The sequence below is a fragment of the Marinobacter sp. KM021 genome (assembly GCF_050707965.1).
In the GTDB taxonomy this organism is placed as follows: Bacteria; Pseudomonadota; Gammaproteobacteria; order Pseudomonadales; family Oleiphilaceae; genus Marinobacter; species Marinobacter shengliensis.
The window spans coordinates 339,778-358,955 of record NZ_CP136129.1 but is presented as its reverse complement, the minus strand read 5'-3'; the positions used below and the strand labels follow the sequence as shown (position 1 = coordinate 358,955).

Genomic DNA, 19,178 nt, shown 5'->3' with positions numbered 1-19,178 from the left:
TCTGTGAACGGTTACTCTTGTCCCAATGCCTACAACAAGAGAGCAACCATGGCCATGTACACCATTGAAATCAGTGAGACTTTTAATGTCCCTCGCAAAAAGGTATTCGCCCTGTTTGCAGATCACCAGCGTTTCGGAAAAATGCTTGGCGCACCGGTCAAACGGATCAAAGACAGTGACCAGGCAGACCCGAACGGCCTTGGCTCTGTGCGCAAGATCGGCATCGGCCCCCTCTCTCTGGAGGAAACCGTACTGAACTTCGAGCCCGAGACGCTGATTGAGTACGCCATCACCAGCATGAGCCCGATAAAGAACCATCTGGGCAGGATTCGCTTTTCGGACACTCCGGATGGCCAAACCCAGCTGAACTACACCATCACCTTTGAAGACATAGTGCCGTTTTCCGGGAAAGTGGTCAGCGTCGCTCTGGAGCAGGGCCTGCGCCGGGGCATCAAACGGGTCCCCAAGCTGGCTTGATGCCATGAGAGCCCCGGCCCGGGCAGCCGGCGTGACAAACCGTTACTTGATGAATATCAGATAATTGACCTGAGGCAACACTTCACATTTGTCAATTCTGTAACCTCCCGCGCAACTTGCAATATCCGGCCATCAGGGGGCCTGACCGGGCTTCCTGATGGCACAACCAATCCTCTGCGGGAGAGCGAAATGGCGGCTGAACCGATTGTGCTTTTCGACAACGGACACCACAAGTGCCTGATGTTTGATTCACTGGTGACTGGCGAAGGCGTCCAGTCGAACCAGTTCCTGGTTGTCGATGGCAAACATGAAGCCCTGATTGATCCCGGCGGAGACCTCACTTACACGCCGCTCTCGGTAGCTGCTTCGAAGTATATGAACATCCGCGATATGGATTATGTTTTTGCGTCTCACCAGGACCCAGACATCATCGGCGCCATCGATCGCTGGATTGTTCACACTCGCGCCAAGATTGTGACTTCCAAGCTGTGGGCCAGATTCCTGCCACACCTGGTGTCCAGTTATGTCACCAATCAGCTCAGTGGAAGCGTTTACGACCGAATTGTCAGCATTCCTGATGGCGGCGCCAACGTCCGGTTCGGTGACAGCTACCTTCAGTGCCTGCCTGCGCACTTCATGCACTCCGTGGGCAACCTGCAGTTCTATGATCCGGTCTCCAAGATCCTGTTCTCAGGCGATCTTGGCGCCTCTATGGGCGGTGAAGATGACCACGAGCCGGTCAAGGATTTCGACAAGCACATCCCCAATATGATCGGTTTCCATCGGCGCTACATCGCCTCCAAGAAGGTGTGCGGCCTTTGGGCCAATATGGTTCGCGGCATGGATGTGGCTATGATCGTGCCCCAGCACGGCAAGCGTTTCGAGGGGCCGGTGATGGTTGACCGCTTCCTGAACTGGGTCAGCGAGATGGACTGCGGGATTGATCTGGTTTCACAGGATAACTACCGACAGCCGGTGGAATACGTCTGATTCGCTCGGTTTATGGTTCCGTGAATCACGGCTGGCGCGTAGCCTGTGCTCGTGCCAGCCATTCATCGGCCAGATTTTCGTCTCTGGGCACACCCAGGCCCTGGCGATAGGCACTGGCCACTTCCTCCATGCCGATGGCATCGCCAGCTTCCGCGGCTTCCAGATACCACTGGAACGCCTTTTCCAGGTTCTTCTCGGTTCCTAGGCCGGCGGCATACATGTTGGCCACATTCAGCATGCCCTGGCTGTTGCCCCGCTCAGCCAGCTCGCAGTAACGATCAAACGCTTCGTCGTATTGCCCCATTTTGTATACCGCATAGGCCTGCAACGCCTTGACCATATCCCGGGCTATGCGGGTTTGTTCATCATTTTCCTGGGCACTGATCCCCGTAACGGGTGCCAAGGCCATGACAATAACCAGTAAAACCGTTGGCCGGACAACGTTCATAGCGAAACTCCACCGAGACTGATACACCCTGACACGCTAACAGCCGGTGCCCACCACGTCGCCGCTACCAAAGCATCATTCAACTGGTACCTTCGAACCACCAGCCAGCAAAATAGGCTGTCACCGAGGCCGCTAGTTGAGTAAAATCCGTCCTTTTACCGAGAGCACGAGAGGCACCACAGATGGGCAGAGCCTACCAGAACCGCAAAGAATCCATGGCCAAGACGGCTGCGGCAAAAACCAAGGTCTACAGTAAGTACGGTCGGGAAATCTACATGAGCGCCAAGTCTGGCGGCACAGATCCCCAGGCCAACCTGTCGCTTCGCGGACTCATTGAGCGGGCAAAGAAAGACCAGGTTCCCGCACACGTGATTGAAAAAGCCATCGACAAAGCCAAGGGTGGCGCGGGCGAAGATTACTCCCCGGCTCGTTACGAGGGTTACGGCCCCGGCAACTGCATGGTGATTGTCGACTGCCTGACCGACAACCCCAACCGCACTTTCGGCGATGTGCGCCTGGCCTTCACCAAAACCAAGTGCAAAATCGGCACCCCTGGTGTTGTGGCACACATGTTTGACCATTGCGCCATTTTCGCCTTTTCCGGCCAGGATGAAGAGGCCGTTCTGGAAGCATTGATGGAAGCCGATGTAGATGTAACCGACATCGAAAACGAAGATGGCAAGATCACTGTTTTTGCCCCCAACACCGAATACGCCAAAGCCAAACAGGCCCTGGAATCGACGTTTGAAGGCATCGAGTTTGATGTTGACGAAATCCAGTTCCTGCCCAAAACCACCACCGTGGTGGAAGGCGACGATATTCCGATGTTCGAGAAGTTCCTCGACATGCTGAACGATCTGGACGACGTTCAGAACGTGTTCCACAACGCGGAACTCCCGGAAGAGTCATAAGAGTTGGAGCTGGCTATGGCTGGAACACAAACACCCCACAAAACCCGCGTCGTGATCCTGAAAACCGGGTCTACCTACCCTCAGATCAGGGATCAGTTCGGGGACTTTGATGCCTGGTTTGCGCGGGCACTTTCCAGCCATTTAGAACTCACGATTGCAGACGTCACTCAAGCACCGCCGCCTGGGCAACCTGGCGACTGGCAAGGCATCGTCATTACGGGTTCACCGGCGATGGTGAGCGAGCGTGCGGCCTGGAGTGAAACGACGGCAGCGTGGGTTCGGCAAGCGGTTGAAGCGGGCGTTCCGCTTCTGGGCGTGTGTTATGGGCACCAATTATTGGCCCACGCGCTTGGCGGCAAAGTGGATTACCACCCTGGCGGCCGGGAGACCGGCACCCAGTCGGTTACCCTGTTTGACAGCGCCCAGCACGACCCACTGTTCAGCCAGCTGCCGAAACAGTTCCCGGCCCAACTGACCCACAAGCAGTCAGTAATAGAGCTGCCACCGGGCGCTGTGCTTCTGGGCCGATCCACCTTTGAACCCCATCAGGCCTTCCGGGTTGGCAAGAATGCCTGGGGTGTTCAGTTTCATCCGGAATTCGACGAACAGATCATGAAAGCCTACCTGGAAGTCCAGTACCCTGATCTTGAGACCGAAGGCCTGGACGCAAACGCCTTGCTGAGTTCCGTTCAGCCAGCGCCGGAGGCCAGCCAATTGCTCCGGCTTTTCGCCGACTGGGTGATGATGCAGCAGCACTGAACCAGCACCCATGCCCATTCGATGGAACGAACCCACCATGATCCTCAAGTTCATTGTCGGCGTTGTCCTGCTCAGCCTGATCGGCCTTGGCCTATGGCATTCTTTCAAACCACTTCCACCCGGCATTCGCTATCAAGGCGATGCGGCACCACTGGAAGACGCTGAACTTCTGACAGATACCACCCGACATTTCAGTGACGGGCAGTCAACGCTGGATCATGAGATATTCGATGAAATCTTCCGCCTGATCGAACAGGCCGAAACCTTTATCTTGCTGGACATGTTTCTGTTTAACAGTACCGGCCCCGAGGACATCCACCTTCGCCCCCTGGCCGAACAGCTCACCCAGGCTTTGCTTGAGCGTAAAGATGCTCGACCAAACATGGATATTGTTCTGATTTCAGACCCCTTGAACACCTTCTACGGGGGCACCCACTCACCTCACTTTGATACGCTGTCTGCCGCTGGCATTGAGGTTGTGGTCACTGATCTGGAACCGCTGCGTGACAGCAACCCCGCATGGTCATCCCTGTGGCGATTGTGTTGCCGGTGGCTGGGCAACAACCCGGATGGTGGCTGGCTGCCCAATGCCCTTGGCAACCAGCCCGCCACCATCCGCAGCTACCTGGCGCTACCGAATTTCAAAGCCAATCACCGGAAGCTTCTGGTGGCCGACGAAGGCGACCGGTTACGGGCGGTTGTCACCTCCGCAAATCCCCACAACGGCAGCAGCCGGCACAGCAATATCGGTCTGGCCTTCAGTGGCCCCGCAGTTATGGATGTTATCCGTAGCGAACAGGCGGTTATCCGGATGTCCGGTGTCGACAGCAGCACACTCGAGCGCTGGCTGGAACGGACGCCTCGACACAGCCAGTTGCCCGACCATTCACAGGGCACCCTCAAGCTTCTGACCGAATCCGCCATCCGGGACGCTGCTCTGGATATGATCAATCGAAGCCAGCCGGGGGAGCAGTTAGACATGGCCATGTTCTACCTCTCCCACCGCCCCATTATCAACGGGCTGCTGGAAGCGCAACGCAGGGGCGTCGAAATCCGCCTGCTGCTGGATGCCAACAAAGATGCCTTTGGCCACGAGAAAAACGGCATTCCCAACCGACCTGTTGCCCGTGAACTGCACGAAGCCGGCATTCCGGTGCGCTGGTGCAACACCCGGGGCGAGCAGTGCCACAGCAAACTTGTCATCTACCGTGGGCAGAATGAGCAAATCGAACTGCTGCTGGGCTCCGCCAACTTTACCCGTCGTAATCTGGATGACCTGAACCTGGAATCCAACGTGTGGCTGGCCGTGCAACAGGATGACCCTGTCGCGCAGAAGGCCAACGCCTTCTTTGACGACTACTGGACACACGGCCCGGACAACGAGCAGGCCCTGAGTCTGCCCTATTCAGCCTGGGCCGATCACTCCAGGCGCAAATACTGGCAATACCGGATTATGGAAGCCACGGGACTCTCCACATTCTGAGCTTTAGCATGAAAGCGTGAACGTTTTGTATGTTGAATCAGTACACATTCCCATCTAAGGTTTTTCGATAACCCAAGAACCAAGGAGTCTGATATGAACAGCCTGAGACGTCACATGAAGCAGCTTTCCCTGATCATGGTCATCTTGATGTCGTTCGCAACCACCTTCTCCGTCTCGGCCCATGCCGGCATGGTGGGCACAGGCGAGCTGATTCAGCAGCAACAGACGGACCTTGACCGCCAACAACTGCTGGACATGCTCGAAGACCAGAACGTGCAGGACAAACTGGCCCAGATGGGTGTCAGCGAAGCTCAGGTTGTCGAACGTATCCAGAATCTGACACCGGCTGAACTGGCAGACTTCGAGCAACAACTGGCTGAGGCCCCCGCCGGGGAAGGCGTTGTTGGCGTTATCGTGCTGTTCCTCCTGGTATTCATCATCACTGACATGCTGTGTGCCACGAACCTGTTCTCCTTCATCAATTGCATTCGTTGACACCTTCCGCCCCCGCCAACAAGCCCGGCCTTGCCGGCAGGTTTGCAGCCCTTCTGGGGCTGATCCTGCTGGCAGGCTGTGCCAGCACACCGCCCTGGCCAGAAACACCAGCCCCCACGCCACAAGGCGATACGGTGCTGGACCAGGCGTTGCTGGATCATGTCCCTTTCTATCCTCAGGAAAAGTACCAGTGTGGGCCGGCCTCATTGGCAACCATGCTGAACACACAGGGCCTGGCAACGGACCCTGAAATCCTGAAAGAACTGGTTTACCTGCCCGGCCGCCAGGGTTCACTGCAAGTTGAAATGGTCGCTGGCGCCCGTTCCCACGACATGGTGGTGTATCCACTAAGGCCAAACCTTGAGGCGGTACTGGGCGAGGTGACCGCCGGCAATCCGGTTCTCATTATGCAGAACCTGAGATTCAACTGGTGGCCGCAATGGCACTTTGCCGTGGTGGTGGGCTACGACAGTGAAGAGGAAGTCCTGATACTGAACACAGACACCCGGCGCCATTACCGGATGCCCTACAAGGTGTTTCACGCCACCTGGAACCGGGCAGACCGATGGGCGGTGGTCATTCTGCCGCCAGATTCACTACCAGCGACAGCGGAAACCCTGCCCTATCTGCGAGCGGCCCACGATCTCGAAAGCACCGGGCACACCCGGGCCGCTCAGCAAGCCTATCAGGCCGCCGAACAGCAATGGCCAGACCAACCCGCACCGATCATGGCCCAGGGCAACCTGGCTTACGACCAGGGCAATGCCGAGGGCGCGGCATCACACTTCCTGCGCGCCGTTAACCGCTTTCCTGGCTTCTCGGAGGCCTGGAATAACCTGGCCTACGCCCTGAGCGCCCGGTCTTGCCCAGAGCAGGCCAGCAAGGCTATGGCCTGCGCGGCAAACCTGAACCCGGAACGTTTTGGCCAGGCACCGGAGCTGCCAAAAGGCACAACCGGAGGTAGCCGAAGCTCGTGCCCGCCGATACCGGATTGCCCCGCTGACACGACAGAGCGCTAGCCCGGCTTGCGAATCAGCACCACGTCTTTACGAGGCACTTCATACTGCCAACCGTAGCGGCCAGCCAGCCAGGCGAACGTCTGTTCCCGATAAAACACCACGTGGGTTGGGTCGCGCCGATAGTGCCATTGATCAAACCGATCATCGTCGGTCTGGAAGCACGTCATAATCCCGAGCCAGCCTTCCGGCATGAGTAGTGAATCCAGTTGCCTGAACACCTCGGCGGGGCGATGAAGGTGCTCTACCACCTCGGTACAGGTGATGAAATCATACTGTTGCTCAAGAGCCGACCTGGCAGGGTGGAAGAACGGATCGTACAGGGTCATGTCAAAACCCGCTTCCCGCATCATGTCCGCAAGCGCCGGCCCTGGCCCACAGCCGAAGTCCAGCCCCCGGGCACCATCAGCCAGCTTCGCCAACAGGGGCTCTGACAGCTTCGACAGAAACCGGCGATAGCCGGCGTCCCCGGTGTCATTGTTATGCAGCGCGTATATGGCGCGCTCCTCATCTGCCGTCAGGTGACACTCAGGCGCCATGACCGTTGCCAGGCATTGCCCGCAGCGCAGGTAGCGTTTTTCCATAACCGTGCGAAACGTCTGCAAAGTGCCCGAATCACACACCGGGCACAGGAGCCGGCCGCCATCACCCTCTACCATTTTGGCAATTCCCAACCTGTCGAAAGTTTCATTGTCATATCCGGCCATGAAACCAGTTTGTGACCAGCTGCCGGAAAACCACTCCCTTACGGTGCCTATACTGGCGCCTGAAGCAGCCTGTAAAAGGCATGAATAATAACAACAGTATGGTTTATGACGAAACGCCGGGGTAATCCGGCCCAGAGACAAAACATGGATACGTTGAACAGTCTTGCCCTGGAAGTGCCAATTGTGTCGGCCCGCTATGCTTACCGGTTCATCCGGTTCATGGAAAGCCGGGGCGTAAAGCGCCACACCATTCTTGAGGATACCGGCGTTACTGAAGACATGCTCGAAAGTCCGGAGGCCAGCCTGTCGATGAACCAGGTTCTGGCGGTGCTCGGCAAAGCGGACTGGTTAATGACCGATGAACGAGCCGCCTTCGAGTTCGGCCAGCAACTGGATCTCCCAAGCCATGGGCTGCTGGGGTTTGCGGTGCTCGGCCAGGAGAATCCGAGGCGGTTGATCAGCATGATCGTGCAGTATCTCCGGGTGGGGCTGCCATTGATGGATATGGAACTGGCTTCCACCGGCTCTACCTTTCGAATCCGGCTGATAGATACCTGGGGGCTTGGGAGCCTTCGCCCCTGCCTGACCAAAATTTACATGGGTAGCATTCACCGGGTATCCAGCCAGGTGTGCAGCCATTTCAGCTTCCAGTTCGACTTCCCCAGTGTCATACCCGAAGAGGACTGGAAACGGCTCGCGCCCGGCTGCGAGTTTGAATTCAATGCCAACGTAAGCCAGGTAACCATGCCGCTCAACGGACTACCGATCCGAAAAGACGACGCCAGCCTGGAATTCCTGGTGGCCCGCACCCGCCACGACCGCAAACAGCATATCCTGGAGGCTGACGAGACGGTCATGCAGGTGCGGGAACTGATGATGAGCCAGCCCGGCCGCCCCTGCACCACTGAAAACATTGCCCGGCGCCTGGACATCAGCCCGAGGACGCTCAGGCAACACCTGGCCAGCGCAGGCACCTCGTTCCGCGAACTGAGAAACGACATCCGGGAAAGCTTTGCCACGCTGTACCTGAAAGACACCAATGTGCCACTGGAATCCATTGCTGAAAAACTGGGCTTTAGTGATCAGGCCGGCTTCACCAAAGCTTACCGGTCATGGACCGGCCATACGCCCGGCGACGTTCGTCGCAAGGCACGCAAAAAAAAGTGAACAGGGTTCAGCTATTAGGTTGATGCTGTTCACGCTTTAGGCAATCCCTCCCCTCTTCTCCGTTTTGGACAAAAACCCTGCCGGGGCAAGCAATGACCCACGCCGCCCCAAGACCGTTAAATGACCCTGCACTCATGCGTGCCCCGCACGTGTGGCAAAGGGATCTTTGCAAGTCCGATTGAGCGGTCCGTCATCGGTGTTGTCTGCAACCCGACTACAACAACTACAGATAGACAGAGGACGAACTCATGAAACTCAGGAACCTCAATACGAGTGTCCGCAAGCTCGGCCCGGCCGTTGCGGCAGCGGCCTTGATGGCCGGTGGTGCAAGCAACGTAGCCGCAGAGCCGGTATCCATTGAACTGGCGTTCGAATGCCCGTTCCCCCTGATCGGAACCCAACCCATCCGCGCCCAGATCAGCGCAGACATTCCCACAGTGGCCAACGTTGGTGAGCCCACCCCGCAGTTTGAAGTCACCGCCATTACCGTAGTGAACGACGACGCCCGCACCGGGCTCAAGCTGGTTGGCTCGGAAACGGTCGAAGGCATCGCAACCAGCTTCAACACCGTGGTGACCGCCAATCGCAGTCTGGAACAGATTGTCGAACTGACGATTCCGCCCACATTCATTCCCAATGTAAGCGGCGAATTCGATGTTCCAGCCTCAGGCCAGGCGCCTGAAGTGCTCTTTACCGAAGACGATATCGGTGAAGCTGAGATTCGCGTTGGCGGGCTTACCCTTGACCTGACAGCCCGCACCCCGAATGGCGATATTGCGCCGGCCCCCATCGGCGAGATTCTCACCGACTGCGTGCAACTTCCGGATCAGGACAATCTGCTGCAAACCATTCTGGTTAGCGGTGAGGTGTCCGAAGCGCCGCGTATTGGCGTAAACCGGGAAGACCTGGCCTTCGGAAACGTGCAAGCGGGTTTGACGGCAGAGCAAACCGTCACCGTTTCCAACACCGGTAGTGCCGCGCTGGGCATTAACAACGTTGTCATCAGCGGCACCGATGCCGACGCCTTCCTGCAGACCAACAACTGCGCAAGCCTGGCTCCGAGTGAATCCTGTGACGTGAACGTGACCTTCGCTCCAAGCACCGAAGGCACTCGCAATGCAACCCTCACCATCGAGTCGACCGATGCCGACAACCCTGCGGTTGATGTGGCGCTGACCGGCCGTGGTGTACTGGCCCCGACACCGGAAATCGGCGTTAATCCAGACGCTATTGACCTGGGCCGAATCCAGCTGGGCCAGAGCGCATCGGCGGAAGTGGCCATCAGCAACAGCGGTAATGAAGTCCTGCTGATTGACAGCGTTGCGCTTGAAGGTGCCGGCGCTGCAGACTTTGTTCAAACCAACAACTGCACAACCATTGCCGCCAACGAAAGCTGTACCGTTGAGTTGAGCTATACCGCCAACGCGGTTGGCGTCAGCAACGCCAACCTGGTGATCCGTTCAGACGACCCGGAAACACCGGAAGTCAACGTTCCTGTCTCCGCTGAGGCCTTTGAGCAAACCGGTTCAGAACTTGAGCTGCTACTCGGCCTGGAAGGCTCTACCTTCATTAAGTCCTCGGGCGGCACCCTGCCCTTGAACGGTTCCATTGCCACCCTGCTGGATCTCGCGGCGGGCACCTTCGAAGCCGACCTGGAACTGGACCCAACGTATGGCAACTTCTCCATCAAACTGCTTTTCAGCAGGCTGAATGCCTCAGCCAATGTTGAATTTGAACAGGCAGACGTCACCACCGGCACGCTGATCAACGGCAAGCTCACCGCCAACTCACAGCTGTACGTGAAAGTGCCCAAGGTGGCTATCAAGATCTTCGGCCTGCCGCTTCGGGTTGGAGGGGGTTCCGAGTGTATGACTCGCGAGCCCGTCAGCATCGACCTCGCTTCGGTTGAAGGCTCCAACTTCTCGCCAGCGACCGGCGGCACCGTCAACGGTGTCTACGATCTGCCACCGCTGGAGAACTGCGGACTGCTGACTGGTCTGCTCAACCAGTTCCTCACCGGTTCCGGCAACACCATTGAACTGGAGTTGACCCCGGAACAGTAAGGAAATCCGGCTTAGCCGGATAACACAGCCACAGCTGGCGATCGCCGGCTGTGGCTGTGTCGTTGAAAACGTCGAATAACAAATCCAAAAAGGAACAATACAATGAAAAGCCTGAAAAAAACTGCGTTAGTGCTGGCCATGGCGGGTTTGCCGTTTGCCGCACAAGCCGACCTCAAGCCTCTTGACGACGCCCATATGGGCAACATCACTGGTCAGGCCGGTGTCACCATTGAGCTGGAAACCCGGTTGGACATCGGCGAATTCCGGTACACCGATGAGGGCTCACTGTCCATCAAAGACATCAAGATTGGTGGCGCCAACCGTACCGATCTGTTCGAGGAGATCACCGATTTCCGCGACGCCCTGTTCGGTCAGACCAGTGATTTGATCGACAACATCAAGATCGACATCGACATCGCGGATGACGGTGACGCACTGATCAACATCTTCCCGATCACCGCAGCGCCGATCGATTTCGGTATCAGCACCGGTGACTGGACGCTGGAGGGTCATACCGATTCGACCTTGCTGGCCAGCAACTTCAACATGGTTGGCGCCTTCACCAAGGTTGGCATCCGCGTTGATACCGCCACCGACACCCTCAACCTGAATACCCAGGTGGGCATCTCCGAGCTGAACGTTGATTTCGACTTCCTGGCCTTGGGCATCCGCGGCCTGAAGATGACCGGCGCTGACTACATGGGCACCCGGCTCGACGGCTCCGCCGCGAACCCGGGCGTCCTGACTCTTGGCGCCACCATTGATATGGACGTGTACAAGGGTACCCGCCTGGGTGGTGCCGGCGACGCCCTGGCCATCGACCTGAACACCTTCGCGGCGGACATGTCGATTGACCAAGTGCTGGTGGGCGGCACCTCGATCGGCTCGGTGATGATGGACAACCTGGTGGTTCAAGACACCACCATGCGCATCTACGGCCATTAAAACCCAAAAGCCCGGCGCTTGCCGGGCTTTCCCTCACTTTCTGAAAAAGCGTGGATTACGCTCGATAAACGAATCAATCCAGCGTTCCAGGAACGAGTTCCGCTCAGGGTTTTTCAGGTATCGCCAGCCAAGGATCGAAATAATCAGCGCGCCCAGTGCGTCAACGATCAGGTCCCACATGGTATCGGTCAGCCCCGAGGGATCGCCCAGCATCGGCTTCTGCATGTTCATGCCAAACAGGCTGTCCATGGTAAATTCGAAAATCTCCCACAGGGCGCCAACGCCCAGCGCGAACATAAAGGCAAAGAACGCTACAAACCCGGGCTTCATGTGAACGTGGATCTTTTCGGTCTCGTTCATGATGTGAACCAGCAAGAAACCGAGAATCCCCAGCAGGAAGCCAGACATAGTATGCAGCGCCATGTCCCACCACCAGAACCGGTTGTAGTAGTCGTGAATCTCCCCAAGGAACAGTGACGCGAACACGAACCCAATGGCCGCCAACTGCAGTTCCGGGGGAATGTGAATCCGGAACCGCCGCTCAAACAGTATCGGGAACAGCGTGATCACAATGATCATGCTGGTCAGGAAAGCGGTAAACCAGCGCTGCCCCCAGATCGCAAGCACCGCCTCAAGCAACAGAATGGATTGCAGAAACAGGGTGATTCTCTGGTGAGTAATCCGAATTCTCATACCTTAATCCTGGTCGGTCAGCCCGGCTGCGGCCCGCAGCAGCTGGTCCATTTCCGAGGCATCCAGTGCCTCGGCTGAAATCAATTCCACCCGGGAAAGCTCCCTGGGCTCGCCCGGCAGGATGGTAACAGCGCCGTCCACAACGTTTACAACGCGCCAGCCATCCCGGGTATGAATAACGGCCTTGAAGCGCAGCAGCCGGTCATCCATGGCCATCGCCAGTATCACATTTTCCTCCAGCATCAACTCAGGATGAATCCGCCAGCCTATACTATTGTGACCTTGCCCCCGGTTGGTAACCAATTGCCATGGGTTCTCATGAATTGACGGCGGCGGTGGTGTATCCCCCTCCTTGGCATGGTGATGATGGTGCGCATGAGGCTCAGACACCTCGGGTAACGCGGCCGCGCCATCAAGCCAGGCAACCGAAAGGTGGCCATGGTCGGTGTGATACACCGGGCGGCCCTCCGGTGCAAGCCGGGCCGCCCATTGATCAAATGCGTGCACCTGGTTGTCTGTGCACAAGTCCGTCTTGTTCGCGACCAGGATATCCGCCGCCGCCACCTGGTCTCGGAACTGAATGTTGTCCAGCACCCTGGGGTCTTCCAGTTTACGGGGGTCAACCAGGGTAATCACCGGTCCCAGCTTCAAGACGTCCTGATAATACTCGCCCGTCAAGGTGTCCAGAATCTGGGAGGGATGGCCAAGACCGGTGGGTTCAATCAACAGCCGGTCGGGCTTGGCACGGGCAATAAGCTGGTTCAGGCCGATTTGCATGGGCAGGCCGGCAACACAACACATACAGCCCCCGGGAATCTCGCGAACCACGGCACCCTCGGTTTCCAGAATGGCACCATCAATACCAACTTCACCGAATTCGTTGACCAGAACCGCCCAAACCTCGCCTTCCGGCTTCTGCCGGAGCAAATCAAGGATGGCGGTGGTTTTGCCTACACCAAGAAAACCAAGGATCAGATTGGTAGGAACAGGACGGACGGGATCAGACATGAGTGCGGCCTCAAAAGCGTTACAACATAACAAAAATGAGGCACCCAGTACCAGTGGGAGCGCAACAACAAAAGCCAAACCATTCGATCAGCTCAGAATCGCCATAGAAGCCAGGCCAAAGCAACGATTACAACAATAAACCAGCGAGCATAATGATCCGGCTTGTCCTGCTCGTCGCGTTGCGAGGCCGCTACCGCCCGCTCGGATTCGTACTGGTCAATCAGAACTCTGGCCCGGTAAACATCCTCATCGTCCACATGAACATTGCTGAATCCGGCAGCACCAATCTCCCCCATCGCACCCTGCAGGTAGTGCCCGCCCACATAGGTGTCGATGCCATTGGCCTCCAACATGCCGGCAACAATGTGTGCCTCGGTGATATCCCGGGCCCGATAGGCTATTTGCAAGATGACTTTCCTCTGTATGCTTGGCCATGGTACGAATATAGTTTCAGCATAGTTCCCTTTTTACAGGGCCCCAAAAGGAAAACCCATGCTCTGGATTCTGCTCGCTGTTGTTGCGCTCATCGTTCTCTCAACCTTCTTGCTGTTCCGGGTGCATGACCTTTCCCACTACGATGGCGGTGACTGGGCGGTGCGGGAAGTGGCTCCGAACCCCGCCCACGACGAGGTGATGGAACGCATCAAAGACATGGGGCGGGCGTCCCGGGGCCTGAAGGGCAAAGCCCGCCTGATTGCACTGAGAAACCATCTGGACAGTCTCGGTGAAGGTGTGGAGGTTAAATCCGAGATTCGCCACAGCGAGCACCCCCGGGGCGAATGGGTGCTTGCATCGGGTGCCGACACCCGTCGCCGGGTGCTCTACATTCACGGTGGCGCCTGGGCCGCAGGAAGCCCCCGCAGTCATCGCGCCATTACCGACCGGTTCTCACAACTGGCCAATGCGGCGGTGTTTGCCTTGGATTACCGATTGATGCCGGAACACCGTTTTATGGACGGCATTCGCGACTGCCGCCAGGCCTATACCTGGCTGCTGAACCACGGCCCGGATGGCGAAGAGAAGGCGGAGTTCATAGTGGTAGCGGGCGATTCTGCCGGCGGTAGCCATACCCTGTCTCTGCTGGCCTGGATTCGGGATAACGGGGTGCGCCAGGCCGATGCCGCTATTGCCCTGTCACCGTCCACCGACCTCACCCTGACCGCCCCCAGCAACCGGGAAAACATCCGTACCGATCCCTTACTTGGGCCGGTTTTCGGAGGGTTGTCGAAGATTCCGCTACCGGTACTCTGGTGGGGTACCCTGGCGGCGTTTCGCATTTCCCCCACCAATCCCGTGGCGTCGCCCCTGCGCGGAAACCTTAACGACTTGCCGCCCACGCTGATTCACGCCAGCAGCACGGAGATGCTGCTGGACAACGCCACCCGATATGCCGCCAAAGCCCGGGCCGAAGGCTCACCGGTGCAACTTCACACCTGGCAGAACATGGTGCACGTGTGGCACATCTTCTCACCCCTATTGCCGGAAGCGGAACAAGCCTTTGAGGACATCGGGGAGTTTCTGAGCCAGGTGGAGAACCAACATGCCTGAGGTTGGCTCAGGCGGAGGGCATAGCCTTGTCATTGCACTGACGGACCACGGAAGCCACGTTGCTCGCCGGCACCGGACGGCTGAACAGGTAACCCTGGAAGCGACCGCACCCCATCGCTACCAGCGTTGAAAACTGCGCTTGCTCTTCCACCCCCTCGGCCACCAGCCGCATGCGATGATTCTTGCCAATGGCAATGATGCTCTCGACCATGTTTCGGGCAGGCTCGTCATCAATGATGTTATCCACAAAGTTCTTGTCGATCTTCAGTTCATCAATCGGCAGCTTGCGCAACAGGCTCAGGGACGAATAACCGGTACCGAAATCGTCCATGGACAAACTGATGCCTTCGCGCCGAAGGTGTTCCAGCACGGGGATGACCTGGTCAAAACCTGCCATGAAAACCGTTTCGGTGATTTCCAGGGTCAGGTAATGGGGGTGCACGCCATGCTTTTGCAATTCAGACAACACCAGTTCGGCAAAGCCTGACTGCATAAACTGCATGGCGGAGATGTTCACCGACAGCTCCAATGGCATTCGCGCCTGGTCAAGAATCGTCCGGAAGTCTGAGAGACTCCGGCCCAACACATAGTTGCCGAGCTCCACCATCAAGCCACAGGATTCTGCCACTTCAACAAATTCATTGGGCGGCACATACCCTAGCTCTTCATCATCCCATCGGGCCAGCGCCTCGACGCCCACTACCCGGCCACAGGCGTCCAGCTGCGGCTGGTACGCCATAAATATCCTTCCCTGGTGAATGGCCCCACGAAGTCGCTGTTCAATGTGTACGCGCCGCAAATAGCCTGCCTCAAATTCGTTCCGGTACAGGCACACATCGTTGCGGGTCCTCTTGGCCTGGTATAGCGCCAGGTGGGCACTTCGAATAACGCTGTTGAATGAATCTCCGTGGTCCGGAAACGCAGCAGCCCCCACACTGGCGCCCAATTGGAGCCCCAGCGGGCCGGTGGCCATATGGCGGGCCAGCCCTCGCAGCAGATCGCTACAGAACGCCAGCAGCTTTTCAGGCTCACGGATACGGCTGATCACTGCGAACTCATCACCGCCAAGTCGCGATGCGCCGTATTGTTCACTGGTCAGCTCACGTAAACACCGGGCGAACTCGTTCAGTACCTTGTCGCCGTGTTCCTGCCCGAACCGATCGTTGATACCTCGAAAATTATCGATGTCGAGCAAGACAACGCCAAAGCCCTCGTCGCGATTCACAAGCTGCTGGATCTGGTCAATCATGCCTACCCGGTTGAGTAACGACGTCAGGTCATCATGACGAGATTGATACATCAGGGCACGATCCAGAAAGGTACTCCAGACCGAACGAATATTGGATTCCGAAACAATCCAGAGTTCATAGTCCGGGGAATACCAGGCGCCACCAATGAACGTATCACCGTCTCTATGGCTGTAATAGATACTGGGTTCCGGGCTTACTTTCAGTTCCTCAAGAGACGCATCGTTGGCCGCTATCAGACTTTGCCTGTCCTCTTCACGCTGTTCCGGTGTCCGCTGGATGTGGGCGTACATATCCGGCGTGACGCCTTCGCTGGACATAAACTGCAAATAGCCATCGTGCTCCCGGAAGATCATCACAGAGTCGTCCGCGCCGGTGTGCAGATTGTTTCCGAACACCCCTTTTTCGCCATCGGCGCGGATTCCGGCAGACATCACCGCAATCACTTGGCCGTTGGCATCCCTGATGGCTTTGCGGGCGGGAATAATCCAGGCTCCGACCGCCGGCAAATAGTAGGTGCGGCCCACCACCAACCGATCAGACTCCATAGCCCGCTGGAAGCCGTCCCGGGATTCCTCCTGCTCCAACAGATTCGGCATCAGGCTGACATCCACAGTGGATGTCACTTTCACCAATTGCCCATCCGGCAAGGCCATACCGAAACCTGCGAGCGCCGGGCTGGCCTCCATGATATTGTCGAGAAAGGGCAACACCTCGGGGGTGGCGTTGACAAGATCCAGGCGCACAAGCTCAGCGGCGGCTACATCCAGGATCAACTCCTGGGTACGTAACACGTTGATGGCAGATTGACTGATCAGTTGAACGCGGGACTGATGGTAAGCTTCCTGGGCACGCAGTGTGGATTGCCAGATACTGGTCAGGATAAACGACAGGACAAGCACACCAACAGCAACAACCAGCCAGAACAACATCCAAAGATTGCGTTTGAAGATTCCCAAATTAACTCCGCCAGAGTGGTTGTTGTTAAAGCTATTCCTCTGTTACTGACGTGAGTATAGGCAGAAAAACGGACTTCGCACGATCACTTGAATTTCACAGACCTGAAAACGCCAGTTGAAGGGCGATAGCGAGCATCATCAAACCAATAACACCATCAATCACCCGCCAGGCGCCCGGCCGCGACAGTAACGGCGCCAATGAAGAACCCAGCCAGGCCAGCCCACCAAACCAGATAACGGACGCGCTGCTTGCGCCTGCAACAAAACTGGGGGCACTGGATTGTTGGGCGCCTACGGCCGGGATCAACAATAAGGTATCCAGGTATACCTGAGGGTTGAGCAGGGTGACCGCCAGAGTAGTCAACAGCACGCCTTTCAGACTTCTTCGGGCCTCTGCCCCAGCTTCAAGCGCTGCCCTGCCCCGGCCGGCCCTGACAAACGCTTGAATTGCCAACCAGCTCAGGAATACCACACCGAGCCAGCGCAACATCTCCAGAGCTTCTGGCATAGCCATCAAGGCAGCGGTTACTCCAAACATACCCAGAGTGAACAGCAGGATATCGGATGTCATGCATACGCCGGCCGACCACCAGTGATGCTCGCGACGAATCGCCTGGCTCAGTACGTAGGCATTCTGTGCACCAATTGCGACAATAATACCGCCACACACCAGCAAGCCGGTTAGATAACTTTCAAACACGCCCGCTCCTCCGAAGATTGAGGGGCCAGACTAACCGCAAACCTATATACTTGAAATTCATCCTGCTAATACTGCATTAATTATACTTATGATTGATTACAAGCTGCTGGAAGCACTGGCAACCGTGGTTGAATGCGGCGGATTTGAGCGTGCCGGGGACACCCTGGGGCTCACTCAGTCCGCAGTTTCCCAGCGCATTCGTACACTGGAGATCAGACTGGGCCAACCGGTGTTGGTTCGCAGTCCCACGCTCGCGCCAACCCCCGCCGGCCGGCGGCTGCTCAATCACGTTCAACAGGTACAACTACTCGAAAGAGACCTGGCCAGAACTTTGCCCGCTTTGACCGAACGAGCCAGCCGATTACGCATTGCGCTGAACGCGGACAGTTTGGCGACCTGGTGGGCCCATGTCATCGGCGAAGTATGCATTGAAGACGAATTACTGCTGGATCTGGTGATTGAAGATCAGGATATTGGCCTGCGGCGGATGCGGGAGGGCGATGTCGCCGCTTGTCTTTGCAGCAGCCCGCAACCCCTTGCCGGCGCTCGATGCGTTGCGCTGGGCACAATGTATTATCTCCCCCTGGCAACGCCCGACTATGTCCGCCGTTATTTTCCGGATGGCATCAATCCTCAAAGCCTGAAACAAGCCCCGGCAATTGTCTTCGGGCCAGACGACCTGCTCCAGCACCGTTTTCTTGCGCAATGTGGATACGATGGCGCCTTCCCCCATCACCTTTGTCCGTCATCGGAGGGTTTCGTCAAGCTCGCCTGCGCGGGGCTGGGATACGGCATGATCCCGGAGATACAGGCAAGCAGGGAGCTGCAAGCCGGGGAACTGATCAGTCTCGCCCCGGGGCAATCACTGGAGGTACCACTCTACTGGCATTTCTGGCGCCATAGCGGGGAAGCTCTGGAACGGCTGACTCAGGCACTTACCAACAACCGATTACTAGGGCAAAGTCCCCACACGCAGGTCAGGCCCTGACACCAAACCAGTGCGGATACCTCAGCAGGCAGTATATCGCCAACATGTCATAAACCGCATGCCACACCATCACCAGCTCAAGGCTGCCGCTGAACTGGTAAGCAGCCCCCAACACCAGGCCCAGGCCAGTGGCAACCAGAAAGTAGGTGAATGACACATAGTGTACAAGTCCGAACAGCACCGAGGCCGCCAGTACCGCCGTCCAGGGCCCGGTGTATTGCAGCAACCAGCCCTGAACCGCGCCCCGGAACAGGAGTTCTTCACCAACGCCGGCGAGCACAGCCAATGCCAGTAACACCGGCCAGCGGTAACCGGACACAAAATCATAGAGCGCTTGCATCTGGCTGCTGAGGTCATCGGGAAACAACCAGGAGTTCTGGGTCAGCAACAGCAGCGAAAGATAGGTAACAGAAGCACCAATCACGCCAAACAAAACCGCCTCGGCAAGGCTCAGGCCGCCCGACAGTATCGGAATACCGAACAGCCAGATGGCCAGAAGGCCAACCACACCAATGCCGCCCTGAAACAACAGGGCGGCAGATGTTGAGATTGAAGAGCTCCGGCGGTCAGGCAT

At 57.3% G+C, this 19,178-nt stretch carries 20 protein-coding genes; 12 read left to right on the top strand and 8 right to left on the bottom strand.

Going from position 1 to position 19,178, the window contains the following annotated elements; genetic code table 11:
- The first annotated feature begins 48 nt into the window (after positions 1-48).
- Together RVM24_RS01785 and RVM24_RS01780 are read left to right on the top strand one after the other, a co-directional pair.
- Positions 49-477, top strand: coding sequence for an SRPBCC family protein (locus tag RVM24_RS01785; RefSeq protein WP_374813285.1), 429 nt, complete (start codon positions 49-51; stop codon positions 475-477).
- 189 nt (positions 478-666) lie between these two features.
- Complete coding sequence (locus RVM24_RS01780) at positions 667-1,467, top strand: MBL fold metallo-hydrolase (protein ID WP_058091691.1); 801 nt, start codon at positions 667-669, stop codon at positions 1,465-1,467.
- Positions 1,468-1,492: 25 nt separating this feature from the next.
- Here the strand turns inward: RVM24_RS01780 and RVM24_RS01775 are convergent, their stop codons facing one another.
- A complete protein-coding gene (locus tag RVM24_RS01775) occupies positions 1,493-1,915 on the bottom strand; it encodes a tetratricopeptide repeat protein (protein ID WP_374813284.1) in 423 nt (140 codons plus the stop codon).
- Positions 1,916-2,097: 182 nt separating this feature from the next.
- On the opposite strand from RVM24_RS01775, the gene RVM24_RS01770 reads away from it, so the two are divergent.
- From RVM24_RS01770 to RVM24_RS01750, 5 genes are all read left to right on the top strand, one after another.
- Positions 2,098-2,826, top strand: coding sequence for a YebC/PmpR family DNA-binding transcriptional regulator (locus tag RVM24_RS01770; RefSeq protein WP_374813282.1), 729 nt, complete (start codon positions 2,098-2,100; stop codon positions 2,824-2,826).
- Positions 2,827-2,841: 15 nt separating this feature from the next.
- The gene (locus RVM24_RS01765) at positions 2,842-3,585 is read left to right on the top strand and encodes a glutamine amidotransferase (protein ID WP_374813280.1); all 744 of its coding nucleotides are present in this window, start codon (positions 2,842-2,844) and stop codon (positions 3,583-3,585) included.
- Positions 3,586-3,595: 10 nt separating this feature from the next.
- A complete protein-coding gene (locus RVM24_RS01760; RefSeq protein ID WP_374813278.1) occupies positions 3,596-5,068 on the top strand; it encodes a phospholipase D family protein in 1,473 nt (490 codons plus the stop codon).
- 135 nt (positions 5,069-5,203) lie between these two features.
- Positions 5,204-5,563, top strand: a complete 360-nt coding sequence (locus RVM24_RS01755) for a PA2779 family protein (RefSeq protein ID WP_374813360.1) — start codon at positions 5,204-5,206, stop codon at positions 5,561-5,563.
- Positions 5,560-6,582 carry a PA2778 family cysteine peptidase gene (locus RVM24_RS01750; protein ID WP_374813276.1) on the top strand — a complete coding sequence of 341 codons (1,023 nt, stop codon included), beginning with the start codon at positions 5,560-5,562 and terminating at the stop codon, positions 6,580-6,582. Before RVM24_RS01755 ends, RVM24_RS01750 begins: the two co-directional genes overlap by 4 nt.
- On the opposite strand, the gene RVM24_RS01745 is transcribed toward RVM24_RS01750, so the two are convergent.
- Positions 6,579-7,238 carry a class I SAM-dependent methyltransferase gene (locus RVM24_RS01745; protein ID WP_374813274.1) on the bottom strand — a complete coding sequence of 220 codons (660 nt, stop codon included), beginning with the start codon at positions 7,236-7,238 and terminating at the stop codon, positions 6,579-6,581. The two genes, RVM24_RS01750 and RVM24_RS01745, sit on opposite strands and share 4 nt — an antisense overlap.
- A 192-nt stretch (positions 7,239-7,430) precedes the next feature.
- Between RVM24_RS01745 and RVM24_RS01740 the strand changes: the two genes are divergently transcribed.
- The 3 genes from RVM24_RS01740 to RVM24_RS01730 all read left to right on the top strand — a co-directional run bounded on the left by RVM24_RS01740 (position 7,431) and on the right by RVM24_RS01730 (position 11,461).
- Positions 7,431-8,453, top strand: a complete 1,023-nt coding sequence (locus RVM24_RS01740; RefSeq protein ID WP_374813272.1) for a helix-turn-helix transcriptional regulator — start codon at positions 7,431-7,433, stop codon at positions 8,451-8,453.
- A 248-nt stretch (positions 8,454-8,701) separates the two neighbouring features.
- Positions 8,702-10,516, top strand: coding sequence for a choice-of-anchor D domain-containing protein (locus RVM24_RS01735; RefSeq protein ID WP_374813270.1), 1,815 nt, complete (start codon positions 8,702-8,704; stop codon positions 10,514-10,516).
- A gap of 102 nt (positions 10,517-10,618) precedes the next feature.
- Positions 10,619-11,461, top strand: coding sequence for a DUF6160 family protein (locus RVM24_RS01730; protein ID WP_374813268.1), 843 nt, complete (start codon positions 10,619-10,621; stop codon positions 11,459-11,461).
- Between the two features lie 33 nt (positions 11,462-11,494).
- On the opposite strand, the gene RVM24_RS01725 is transcribed toward RVM24_RS01730, so the two are convergent.
- The 3 genes from RVM24_RS01725 to RVM24_RS01715 all read right to left on the bottom strand — a co-directional run bounded on the left by RVM24_RS01725 (position 11,495) and on the right by RVM24_RS01715 (position 13,569).
- Positions 11,495-12,154: a hypothetical protein gene (locus tag RVM24_RS01725; protein WP_072677818.1), complete on the bottom strand. Its 660-nt coding sequence runs from the start codon at positions 12,152-12,154 to the stop codon at positions 11,495-11,497.
- Between the two features lie 3 nt (positions 12,155-12,157).
- Positions 12,158-13,162 (bottom strand): CobW family GTP-binding protein, encoded by a 1,005-nt coding sequence (locus RVM24_RS01720; protein ID WP_374813266.1) that lies wholly within the window; start codon positions 13,160-13,162, stop codon positions 12,158-12,160.
- Between the two features lie 92 nt (positions 13,163-13,254).
- Complete coding sequence (locus RVM24_RS01715; protein WP_374813264.1) at positions 13,255-13,569, bottom strand: DUF2007 domain-containing protein; 315 nt, start codon at positions 13,567-13,569, stop codon at positions 13,255-13,257.
- 85 nt (positions 13,570-13,654) lie between these two features.
- Here RVM24_RS01715 and RVM24_RS01710 point away from each other — a divergent pair, with 85 nt between their 5' ends.
- Positions 13,655-14,710 (top strand): alpha/beta hydrolase, encoded by a 1,056-nt coding sequence (locus RVM24_RS01710; protein ID WP_072677821.1) that lies wholly within the window; start codon positions 13,655-13,657, stop codon positions 14,708-14,710.
- Between the two features lie 7 nt (positions 14,711-14,717).
- On the opposite strand, the gene RVM24_RS01705 is transcribed toward RVM24_RS01710, so the two are convergent.
- Both RVM24_RS01705 and RVM24_RS01700 read right to left on the bottom strand, forming a co-directional pair.
- Entirely contained in the window at positions 14,718-16,916 is a 2,199-nt protein-coding gene (locus RVM24_RS01705; protein WP_374813262.1) for a putative bifunctional diguanylate cyclase/phosphodiesterase, read from the bottom strand.
- A 94-nt stretch (positions 16,917-17,010) separates the two neighbouring features.
- Complete coding sequence (locus RVM24_RS01700) at positions 17,011-17,616, bottom strand: LysE/ArgO family amino acid transporter (protein WP_374813261.1); 606 nt, start codon at positions 17,614-17,616, stop codon at positions 17,011-17,013.
- A gap of 88 nt (positions 17,617-17,704) precedes the next feature.
- Between RVM24_RS01700 and RVM24_RS01695 the strand changes: the two genes are divergently transcribed.
- Positions 17,705-18,604, top strand: a complete 900-nt coding sequence (locus tag RVM24_RS01695) for a LysR family transcriptional regulator ArgP (RefSeq protein WP_374813259.1) — start codon at positions 17,705-17,707, stop codon at positions 18,602-18,604.
- Here RVM24_RS01695 and RVM24_RS01690 read toward each other — a convergent pair.
- Entirely contained in the window at positions 18,594-19,178 is a 585-nt protein-coding gene (locus RVM24_RS01690) for a CPBP family intramembrane glutamic endopeptidase (protein ID WP_374813257.1), read from the bottom strand. The genes RVM24_RS01695 and RVM24_RS01690 overlap by 11 nt on opposite strands.

Coding starts and splice junctions, on each gene's coding strand:
- RVM24_RS01730 (WP_374813268.1), top strand. CDS start 10,619: ATGAAAAGCCTGAAAAAAACTGCGTTAGTGCTGGCCATGGCGGGTTTG.
- RVM24_RS01725 (WP_072677818.1), bottom strand. CDS start 12,154: ATGAGAATTCGGATTACTCACCAGAGAATCACCCTGTTTCTGCAATCC.
- RVM24_RS01770 (WP_374813282.1), top strand. CDS start 2,098: ATGGGCAGAGCCTACCAGAACCGCAAAGAATCCATGGCCAAGACGGCT.
- RVM24_RS01695 (WP_374813259.1), top strand. CDS start 17,705: ATGATTGATTACAAGCTGCTGGAAGCACTGGCAACCGTGGTTGAATGC.
- RVM24_RS01780 (WP_058091691.1), top strand. CDS start 667: ATGGCGGCTGAACCGATTGTGCTTTTCGACAACGGACACCACAAGTGC.
- RVM24_RS01755 (WP_374813360.1), top strand. CDS start 5,204: ATGGTCATCTTGATGTCGTTCGCAACCACCTTCTCCGTCTCGGCCCAT.
- RVM24_RS01785 (WP_374813285.1), top strand. CDS start 49: ATGGCCATGTACACCATTGAAATCAGTGAGACTTTTAATGTCCCTCGC.
- RVM24_RS01745 (WP_374813274.1), bottom strand. CDS start 7,238: ATGGTAGAGGGTGATGGCGGCCGGCTCCTGTGCCCGGTGTGTGATTCG.
- RVM24_RS01740 (WP_374813272.1), top strand. CDS start 7,431: ATGGATACGTTGAACAGTCTTGCCCTGGAAGTGCCAATTGTGTCGGCC.
- RVM24_RS01735 (WP_374813270.1), top strand. CDS start 8,702: ATGAAACTCAGGAACCTCAATACGAGTGTCCGCAAGCTCGGCCCGGCC.
- RVM24_RS01765 (WP_374813280.1), top strand. CDS start 2,842: ATGGCTGGAACACAAACACCCCACAAAACCCGCGTCGTGATCCTGAAA.
- RVM24_RS01760 (WP_374813278.1), top strand. CDS start 3,596: ATGCCCATTCGATGGAACGAACCCACCATGATCCTCAAGTTCATTGTC.
- RVM24_RS01775 (WP_374813284.1), bottom strand. CDS start 1,915: ATGAACGTTGTCCGGCCAACGGTTTTACTGGTTATTGTCATGGCCTTG.
- RVM24_RS01710 (WP_072677821.1), top strand. CDS start 13,655: ATGCTCTGGATTCTGCTCGCTGTTGTTGCGCTCATCGTTCTCTCAACC.
- RVM24_RS01720 (WP_374813266.1), bottom strand. CDS start 13,162: ATGTCTGATCCCGTCCGTCCTGTTCCTACCAATCTGATCCTTGGTTTT.
- RVM24_RS01690 (WP_374813257.1), bottom strand. CDS start 19,178: ATGCCTGACCGCCGGAGCTCTTCAATCTCAACATCTGCCGCCCTGTTG.